General features: G+C 62.1%; 9 protein-coding genes. 5 read left to right on the forward strand and 4 right to left on the reverse strand.

Going from position 1 to position 8283, the window contains the following annotated elements; all coding sequences use genetic code 11:
* Positions 1 to 33: 33 nt before the first annotated feature.
* From IM317_RS01010 to IM317_RS01025, 4 genes are read left to right on the forward strand one after another with little or no spacing between them, the layout of a single operon-like run.
* Positions 34 to 1047 carry an ABC transporter permease gene (locus tag IM317_RS01010; protein WP_033144875.1) on the forward strand — a complete coding sequence of 338 codons (1014 nt, stop codon included), beginning with the start codon at positions 34 to 36 and terminating at the stop codon, positions 1045 to 1047.
* Complete coding sequence (locus IM317_RS01015) at positions 1047 to 1880, forward strand: ABC transporter permease (protein ID WP_033144874.1); 834 nt, start codon at positions 1047 to 1049, stop codon at positions 1878 to 1880. The genes IM317_RS01010 and IM317_RS01015 overlap by 1 nt, the downstream gene beginning before the upstream one ends.
* On the forward strand, positions 1873 to 2709 hold the full coding sequence (locus IM317_RS01020) for an ABC transporter ATP-binding protein (RefSeq protein ID WP_033144873.1): 837 nt from the start codon (positions 1873 to 1875) through the stop codon (positions 2707 to 2709). The genes IM317_RS01015 and IM317_RS01020 overlap by 8 nt, the downstream gene beginning before the upstream one ends.
* Positions 2696 to 3400, forward strand: a complete 705-nt coding sequence (locus IM317_RS01025; RefSeq protein ID WP_033144872.1) for an ABC transporter ATP-binding protein — start codon at positions 2696 to 2698, stop codon at positions 3398 to 3400. Before IM317_RS01020 ends, IM317_RS01025 begins: the two co-directional genes overlap by 14 nt.
* 69 nt (positions 3401 to 3469) lie before the next feature.
* Here IM317_RS01025 and IM317_RS01030 read toward each other — a convergent pair whose 3' ends face one another.
* The 4 genes from IM317_RS01030 to budA all read right to left on the reverse strand — a co-directional run bounded on the left by IM317_RS01030 (position 3470) and on the right by budA (position 7463).
* Positions 3470 to 3943, reverse strand: a complete 474-nt coding sequence (locus IM317_RS01030; RefSeq protein WP_023310683.1) for a cold-shock protein — start codon at positions 3941 to 3943, stop codon at positions 3470 to 3472.
* A 256-nt stretch (positions 3944 to 4199) separates the two neighbouring features.
* Positions 4200 to 4970 (reverse strand): (S)-acetoin forming diacetyl reductase, encoded by a 771-nt coding sequence (locus IM317_RS01035; protein WP_024906954.1) that lies wholly within the window; start codon positions 4968 to 4970, stop codon positions 4200 to 4202.
* A gap of 20 nt (positions 4971 to 4990) precedes the next feature.
* The gene (gene alsS / locus IM317_RS01040; protein WP_033144871.1) at positions 4991 to 6670 is read right to left on the reverse strand and encodes an acetolactate synthase AlsS; all 1680 of its coding nucleotides are present in this window, start codon (positions 6668 to 6670) and stop codon (positions 4991 to 4993) included.
* Between the two features lie 13 nt (positions 6671 to 6683).
* Positions 6684 to 7463 carry an acetolactate decarboxylase gene (budA, locus tag IM317_RS01045; RefSeq protein ID WP_033144870.1) on the reverse strand — a complete coding sequence of 260 codons (780 nt, stop codon included), beginning with the start codon at positions 7461 to 7463 and terminating at the stop codon, positions 6684 to 6686.
* Positions 7464 to 7568: 105 nt separating this feature from the next.
* Between budA and IM317_RS01050 the strand changes: the two genes are divergently transcribed.
* The coding region (locus tag IM317_RS01050) for a LysR family transcriptional regulator (protein ID WP_193362459.1) at positions 7569 to 8283 on the forward strand (715 nt) is incomplete at its 3' end.

An 8283-nucleotide genomic window follows, 5' to 3' on the forward strand; every position in this document is an offset into this window, starting at 1 on the left:
GTCCGTGCATATTTTCAGGATAACGATTTACCCATGCCACATCTTTCCACCCGCGTGCTCCAGGGTCTGCTGACCCTGCTGCTCACGCTCCTCGGGCTGCTGCTCGTCACGTTTGCGCTCTCGGCGTTTTCACCGGTCGATCGCGTGCTGCAGATCGTCGGCGATCACGCCAGCCAGTCAACCTACGATCAGGTTCGCCACCAGCTTGGGCTGGATCGGCCTCTGCCCGTGCAGTTCTGGCACTACCTGCAAAACCTTGCCCACGGGGATTTAGGCACCGCCAGCGCCACCGGGCAGCCGGTGCTGCAGGATCTGCTGCACGCGTTTCCCGCCACGCTGGAGCTGGCGACTTTGGCGTTAATCATCGGCGCCGTGCTCGGCGTGATTGCCGGGGTGCTGTGCGCCCGCTACGCCGGTTCGCCGCTCGATTTAGCCATCAGAACGCTCACCCTGCTCGGCAACTCGGTACCGATTTTCTGGCTCGGCCTGCTGATGCTGGCCCTGTTCTACGCGAAGCTGCAGTGGAGCGCGGGTCCCGGCAGGCTGGATGATATCTGGCAGTTCACCGTCGAGCCGCGTACCGGCTTTGCGCTGGTGGATACCTGGCTTTCCGGCGATCGCGAGGCGTTCCGCAACGCCCTCAGCCACCTGGTGCTGCCGGTGCTGCTGCTGGCCTATTATTCGCTGGCGAGCATCACGCGCCTGACGCGTTCCGCCTGCCTGAGCGAAATGAACAAAGAGTACATCCTGCTTGCCCGCGCCAAGGGCGCCGGGGAGATGACCATCCTGCTGCGCCACGTGCTGCCGAACATTCGCGGCACCCTGCTGACGGTGATCGCCCTCGCCTACACCAGCATGCTGGAAGGCGCGGTACTGACTGAAACCGTCTTCTCCTGGCCGGGGATCGGGCGCTACCTCACCACCGCCCTGTTCGCCGGAGACACCACCGCCGTCATGGGCGGCACGCTGCTGATTGGCGTCTGCTTTGTGCTGATCAATAACCTCACCGACCTGCTTGTGCGGGCGACCGATCCCAGGGTGCGCTGATGCCGTTTTATCTTTTCTTACGCCGCCTGCGCCGCTCCCCCGCCGCGTTTTGCGGGCTGGCTGCCATCGCGCTGCTGGTGGTTATCGCCCTGTTCGCGCCGTGGCTCGCGCCGCTTGACCCGAACTGGCAGGACGCCGCCGCGCGCCTGCAGGCACCGAACAGCCAGCACTGGCTGGGCACCGACAGCTACGGGCGCGATCTGCTTTCACGCCTGATTTACGGCACCCGTCCGGCGCTCGGGCTGGTGGCGTTAGTCACCGTAATCACCCTGCCCACCGGGCTGCTGGTGGGGATTTTGTCCGGCTACTACGGCGGCTGGCTGGAGCGCATCCTGATGCGTTTTACCGACGTGGTAATGTCGATGCCGCGCCTGATCCTCGCCTTCGCGTTTGTGGCGATGCTTGGCCCCGGGCTGGTCAACGGCGCGCTGGCGCTGGCCTTAACCACCTGGCCGGCCTACGCGCGTCAGGCGCGGAGCGAGATCCAGCGGCTGCGCCACAGCGATTATCTGGCCGCCGCCGAGATGATGGGCATTCGCGGCCCGCGCCTGCTGGTCGGCCATATCCTGCCCCTGTGCCTGCCGTCCGCGATTGTGCGGCTGGCGCTGGATCTAGCGGGGATTATTCTGGCAGCCGCCGGTCTGGGCTTCCTCGGCCTTGGCGCGCGTCCGCCGATGGCCGAATGGGGCGCGATGATCGCCGACGGCATGCAGGTGATTTTCGACCAGTGGTGGATTGCCGCCATTCCGGGCGGAGCGATTCTGTTTGCCAGCCTCGCCTTTAACCTGCTGGGCGACGGCCTGCGCGACGTACTGGAGCCACAGCATGACTGAACAACGCGTCATCGTCGATGCGCTGAACATCGACTATCCCGCCGCGCGCGTGGTCAACAACCTCAGCTTCACGCTGGGCAACGAGCGGCTGGCGCTGGTGGGGGAATCCGGCTCGGGCAAATCAATGTCCGCCCGCGCCCTGATGGGGCTGGTGCGTAAGCCCGGCATCGTGAGCGCGAACCGGCTTAACGTGCTCGGCAACGACCTGCTGACCCTGAGCACCCGCCGCTGGCAGGCGCTGCGCGGCAACGGGATTGCGATGGTCCTGCAGGACCCGCGCTACGCGCTGAATCCGGCGAAAAACGTCGCCGCTCAGCTCGATGAAGCGCTGACCCTGCACCAGCGCCTGCCCCGCGCCGAGCGCCTGGGGCGCATTCACGACATCATCCGCGCCGTCGGGCTCAACGAACACGTCCTCACTCGCTACCCCGGCGAACTCTCCGGCGGCATGGGCCAGCGGGTGATGATCGCCATTGCGCTGATCAACAACCCGCAGGTGCTGATTGCCGACGAACCCACCTCCGCGCTGGACGCCCGCCTGCGCAACCAGATCCTCGAACTGCTGGTGCAGCAGAGCGAAGAGCGCCAGATGGCGATGCTGTTAATCAGCCACGATCTGCCGCTGGTGGCGGAGCACTGCGACCGCGTGCTGGTGATGTATCAGGGCGAGAAGGTCGATGAGATGGCGGCAAGCCGACTTCCGCAGGCGACGCACCCGTATACGCGAACCCTGTGGACCTGCCGACCCAATGCGCAAACGTTCGGCCAGATGCTGCCGACGCTGGACCGCACGCAGCCGTGGAAGGAGGCCGATAATGGCGCTCGTTGAGGTTAAGGATCTCCAGGTGAGATTCGGGGAGAAAACGGCGGTGTCCGCCGCCAGCTTTGCCATTGAAAAAGGCGAAACCTTCAGCCTGATCGGCGAATCCGGCTGCGGGAAATCAACTATTCTGCGCGTGCTGGCGGGATTGCAGCGCGAGTGGAACGGGCGCATTTCGATCCTGGGAGACGCGCTACGGCCAGGACGGCGTTTTGAAGGCGAGCTTCGCCGCAACGTGCAGATGGTGTTTCAGGATCCGTGGGCGTCGCTGCACCCGAACCACACCGTTGCGCGCACCCTGTCGGAGCCGTTAAACATCCACGGCGAAACGCGGATTGCCGAAAAGGTAGCGGATGCGCTGCTGCAGGTGGGGCTTTCCGCCGACGCGGGCAGGCGTTATCCGCACCAGCTTTCCGGCGGCCAGCGTCAGCGCGTGGCCATTGCCCGCGCGCTGCTGCTGCGCCCGCAGCTTCTGCTGCTGGACGAGCCGACTTCGGCGCTGGATATGTCGGTGCAGGCGGAAATTCTGAACCTGCTCAACCGCCTGAAAGCCGAGCACGGCATGACCTACCTGCTGGTGAGCCACGATGCGGACGTGATTGCCCATATGTCCGACCGGGCGGCATTTATGGCGCACGGGGAGATCCAGAGGATGTTTGACCGTGAGGCGATGTTGCGGGGCGAGCACAGGATGGGGTAAACCGCGTGGCGGCGAGCGCCGCGCGGGTTTTCCAGGCCGGGTAAGGCGTAGCCGCCACCCGGCAAAACCTTACTTCAGCAGCTTCACCGTGGCGTCGATGTCGATCTCATCTTCGGTGAAGATCAGCGTCGTATTCTGGAAGGTGGTGATCGCCAGCTTCTTCACCGTGCGCATTTCGCCCGGCTTTTTCTCGGATTTAGGCTTGATGCTGTTCATCAGCAGCCCAACCGACAGCACCGCGTTCTCTTTGTCGATTTTGGTATCAGCCGGCTCTTCTTCGTTAAACACCACGAAGGATTTGATGGAGGAGAGCTTCACGCGCTCGCCGGCAATAAAGAGATGTTTGCTTTCGGGGATCACCTTCACCGCGTAGGCGGAAAGGCCTTTGTTGTTGGTGGTTGGCTCAAAGGTCACCGCGGCATCTTTCTTAATCAGATCGGGGTTCGCGACCTTAATCACATGAAAATAGCGGTTGTCGCCGTTTTCATCTTTGATAAATCCAAAGCCTTTATCTTTAAACCACGTTGTGATTGTACCGTTCATCGCTGTTACCGCCTGTCAGATCGTAATGACTAAAGTTTTGCAGCGCGCAGTGTAATGCACAATGACGGAGGAGACAAAAAAAAGCCCCTGCACGGGTGCAGGGGAAAACTCATGTCAGAGCTTTTACCCTAAATAATTCGAGTTGCATGAAGGCGGCGACGCAGCGAATCCCCGGGAGCGTACATCAGTACGTGACTGGGGTGAGCGAGGAAAGCCTACGCACAGGCAACTTGAAGTATGACGGGTATATTAGTATTTAGTTGAACACCATCCCTCCATCGATTAAGAGCGACTGGCCGGTCATGTAGTCGGAATCCGGGCCTGCCAGGTATGAGACGCAGGCGGCGACATCTTCCGGCTCGGACAAACGGCCAAGCGTAATGCGTTTGGCAAAGGTTTCGGTCCCGTAGCCGAGCGGTTTACCCGCCGCCTCGGAGACCTGACGGTCGATTTCCGCCCACATCGGCGTTTTGACGATGCCCGGGCAGTAGGCGTTAACGGTGATCCCCAGCGGCGCGAGATCCCGTGCCGCGGTCTGGGTTAAGCCGCGCACCGCGAACTTGCTGGAACTGTAGACCGCCAGTTCCGGGTTGCCGGTGTGGCCCGCCTGGGAGCAGGCGTTGATGATCTTGCCGCCGTGCCCCTCTTTGCGAAAGGCGTCAATCGCGGCCTGGATCCCCCAGATCACCCCTTTCACGTTGATGTTGTAGACCTTGTCGACAATGTCCGGCGTGATGGATTCGATAGGGGTAGACGGCGCAATCCCGGCGTTATTCACGATCACGTTAAAGCCGCCCAGCGCGGTGCGCGCTTTCTCCACCGCCGCAAATACCTGTTCGCGGTCAGAGACATCGACCTTCACGGCGACGGCGTTGCCGCCGTTACGGATGATTTCATCGGCGACGGCTCTTGCCGTCTCAACGTTATAGTCGGCGATGGCGACGGCAAAGCCGTCTTTCACCAGGCGAAGCGCGATCGCTTTACCAATCCCCTGGCCTGAGCCTGTTACGAGAGCAACTTTTTGCATTTCTCTGTCCTTATATTGAGTCACAAAATCTGGCTGAGATGGAGCTGACCCATCAGCAGCGGGTTATCGCTGTAGTCGACGGGAATGGCCACCACGGCCGGGCCATCCACATCCATCGCCGCACGCAGCGTCGGCTCAAGCGCCTCGGCGCTCTCCACGGCAAAGCCTTTCGCGCCGAAGGCGTCGGCATATGCTTTGAAATCGACCGGGCCGAACTCGACGCCGGATAGCCGCTGGTATTTTTTCTCTTCCTGAATCGCCACCATGTTGTAGGCGTTATCCACCCAGATGATATGCAGCACGTTGGCGTTGAGGCGCACCGCGGTTTCCAGCTCCATGCTCGACTGCAGGAAGCCGCCGTCACCGGAGACTGAAACCACCTTGCGGCCCGGGTTCACCAGCCACGCGCCAATCGCCCACGGCAGGGCAACGCCCATGGTCTGCTGACCGTTGGAGATCATCACCTGACGCGCCCGGAAGCTGTAGAGATAGCGGGCGATCCAGATGTGGAAGCTGCCCATGTCGACGGTGAGCGTCACGTCGTTATTCACAATGTCCTGCATGGCGCGCACGATGCGCAGCGGGTGAAGGGCAAACTGGTTGAGCGAGGCGCCGCGGCGGTCGAGGAGATCGCGCTGATGCTGGCGATCGACCAGAATTTCGGAGGCACGCTGGCTCAGCTCGAGCTTACGATCGATCCGGTTAGCGAGCAGGTTCAGCGTCTCGGCGATGTCCCCCACCAGCTCCAGATCCGGCACGTAGTTACGCTCTTCATAGGCGGGCAGCACGTCGATGTGCACCAGCGTCGCGTCGCCGCTGTTCCACATGGACGGCTCGTACTCCACCGGGCTGTAGCCGATGCAGATAATCAGGTCCGCCAGATGCAGCAGCCGGTCGCCCGCCTGGTTATTGAACAGGCCGACGCGGCCGGCGAAGCGGGTGAAGTGCTCCTGGTTTACCGCCCCGGCGGCCTGATAGGTGCTGGTCACCGGAATGCGGCTTTTCTCCAGCAGCTTGCGCAGCGCGGCGCTGTTCGCGGGCTGGCTGGCCATCAGGCCGAGTAAAATGACCGGGTTTTTGGCGTTTTCGATAAGCTTCGCCACGTCGTTAATCGCTGACTCCGGTGCCGGGCCCATCAGCGCGGGGCCGCTGGCGGGTAAAATCGCCCCCGTCGCGGGCTGGTCGACAATATCCTGCGGCAGGCTGACGAACGCGCCCCCCGGCCTGCCGTGCTCGGCGGCGCGAAACGCGTTCGATACCACCTCGGCAATCGCGTCCGGCGAGCTGACCTCCACGGCGTATTTGGTAACAGGGCTGAACATGGCGACGGTGTCCATGCTCTGGTGCACCAGCTTGGCTTTATCCGCCCGCTTCACCGCCCCGCCCAGCGCGACCACCGGGTCGCCTTCGCTGTTGGCGGTGGCGATGCCGGTGATCAGGTTAGAACAGCCCGGCCCGGAGGTGACCAGCGCCACCCCGGCCTTGCCGGTCAGCCGCCCGACCGCCGCCGCCATAAACGCCGCGTTGGCCTCGTGGCGTACCGGGATGATCTCGATGGAGGAGTCCAGCAGGGAGTCAAAGACCTTGTCGATTTTCGCACCCGGGATCCCGAACACCTGCTTCACGCCCTGCGCTTCCAGCTGGCCGACAACCATATCGGCGCCGTGCGCCCACTGACGTGACTGTTTCTCACTGTTCACGGTAGTTCTCCTGTTAGTTTTCGACGGAACGGATCGCTGCATCAAGATTGCTGGGGTGAAGGTTGGCCTGTAAGAACGCGCTGTCGGCGGGCAGGTCAATCATCAGCTTGTGAATTTCACCGAAGGTGAGCACGCCGCTCTCCAGCTGATAGTCGAGCAGATGGCCCCCGCCCTGACGGTCGTCGGTGATGAAATGCTCGTGATAGCCCGCCACGTTGATGCCCTGCATGTGCTGCGGCGTGCGGAACCCGACCAGCACCCCTTCGCGTTGGTTAAAGCGGAACACCGGCTGGTCGTCCAGCACGTCGGTCATCGCGCGGTACGGCGGCTTCTGGCGCGGTACCGTGCGGGTGTGGGCGTGGCGGAAGTTGCCGTCAATGCGCAGCGCGCAGAACAGGTTATCGGAGGGGATCTGCTGGTCGATGACGTCGTGGATCTGCTGACGGCTGACCGGCGCATCGAAGGTTTTGCGGTGCTGCGGCTGGAACCAGGTCATCACCGCGAACGGCGTTTTCTGTTCTGGCTTCGCGGCCCGGGCGCTGCCGTCGGCGCGCAGCTGGTACACCTGGCTGCTGAAGGCAATCATTTCACCGTCCAGCTCGTTGAAGGTGCCCAGACCAAAATCACCGTGTGCCAGAAGATCGGCGATGGTGGTCTCTCCTTCGTACACGCCGCTTAGCAGGGCGCTCATTAGCGATGTCTGATAGATCACGCTGTCAGGATGCTGGGCGGAGAACCCCCGCAGGGTCTCGCACAGGCTGGCCTCACAGTCGCAGGCAGATGAATGCATCATCGTGCTCGTCCTCTTCAACTTTATTTAGAAAGGTTAAATAAATGTTGACCCGATTCAGCAGAGAGTTCCAATATAGAAACCATGCTGGTTTGAGACGTTTTAGATATGGAACTTCGTTATCTGCGGTATTTTGTCGCGGTTGCACGCGAGCGACACTTCACCAGGGCGGCCGAAGCGCTGGGTATTTCACAGCCTCCTCTGAGTCAGCAGATCAAACGGCTCGAAGAGGAAGTGGGCACGCCGCTGTTCAGACGCCTGACGCGGGGCGTGGAGCTGACCGAGGCGGGAGAAGCCTTCTACGAGGACGCCTGCAAAATTCTGGCGCTGAGCGATGCCGCGCTGGAAAAAGCCCGCGGCATCGCGCGCGGGCTGAACGGCAACCTGTCGATTGGCATCACCAGCTCCGACGCTTTTCATCCCAAAATTTTCGCGCTGATCCGCCAGTTTCAGGTGCAGAACATGGCGGTGCAGGTTCACCAGGTGGAAGCCAATATGTCGTCGCTGACGACGATGCTGGCGGAGGGTGAACTGGATATCGCCTTCGTGCGCCTGCCGTGCGAGAGCAGCAAGGCGTTCGAGTTAAAAATCCTCGACCGGGAGCCGATGGTGGTGGCGCTGCATCGCGATCATCCGCTGGCGGCGTGCGATTCGCTGGCGTTAGAGCAGCTTCGGAATACACCGGTGGTGCTGTTCCCGCAGGAGGTCGCGCCGGGGCTGTACGAACGGGTTCACGGCTGCTGCGAGCGGGCCGGAATTGACGTGCAGCACGCGCTGCAGTCGTCGCAGCTTTCCTCCTCCCTGGGGTCCGCTTGGAAAACGG

The sequence above is a fragment of the Enterobacter cloacae complex sp. S3 genome (assembly GCF_014930495.1).
Taxonomy (GTDB): Bacteria; Pseudomonadota; Gammaproteobacteria; order Enterobacterales; family Enterobacteriaceae; genus Enterobacter; species Enterobacter asburiae_B.

Excerpts from the sequence above, each read along its gene's own strand:
- IM317_RS01025 (WP_033144872.1), top strand. The coding sequence starts at position 2,696 with ATGGCGCTCGTTGAGGTTAAGGATCTCCAGGTGAGATTCGGGGAGAAA.
- IM317_RS01035 (WP_024906954.1), bottom strand. The coding sequence starts at position 4,970 with ATGCAAAAAGTTGCTCTCGTAACAGGCTCAGGCCAGGGGATTGGTAAA.
- IM317_RS01015 (WP_033144874.1), top strand. The coding sequence starts at position 1,047 with ATGCCGTTTTATCTTTTCTTACGCCGCCTGCGCCGCTCCCCCGCCGCG.
- IM317_RS01020 (WP_033144873.1), top strand. The coding sequence starts at position 1,873 with ATGACTGAACAACGCGTCATCGTCGATGCGCTGAACATCGACTATCCC.
- IM317_RS01030 (WP_023310683.1), bottom strand. The coding sequence starts at position 3,943 with ATGAACGGTACAATCACAACGTGGTTTAAAGATAAAGGCTTTGGATTT.
- IM317_RS01010 (WP_033144875.1), top strand. The coding sequence starts at position 34 with ATGCCACATCTTTCCACCCGCGTGCTCCAGGGTCTGCTGACCCTGCTG.
- budA (WP_033144870.1), bottom strand. The coding sequence starts at position 7,463 with ATGATGCATTCATCTGCCTGCGACTGTGAGGCCAGCCTGTGCGAGACC.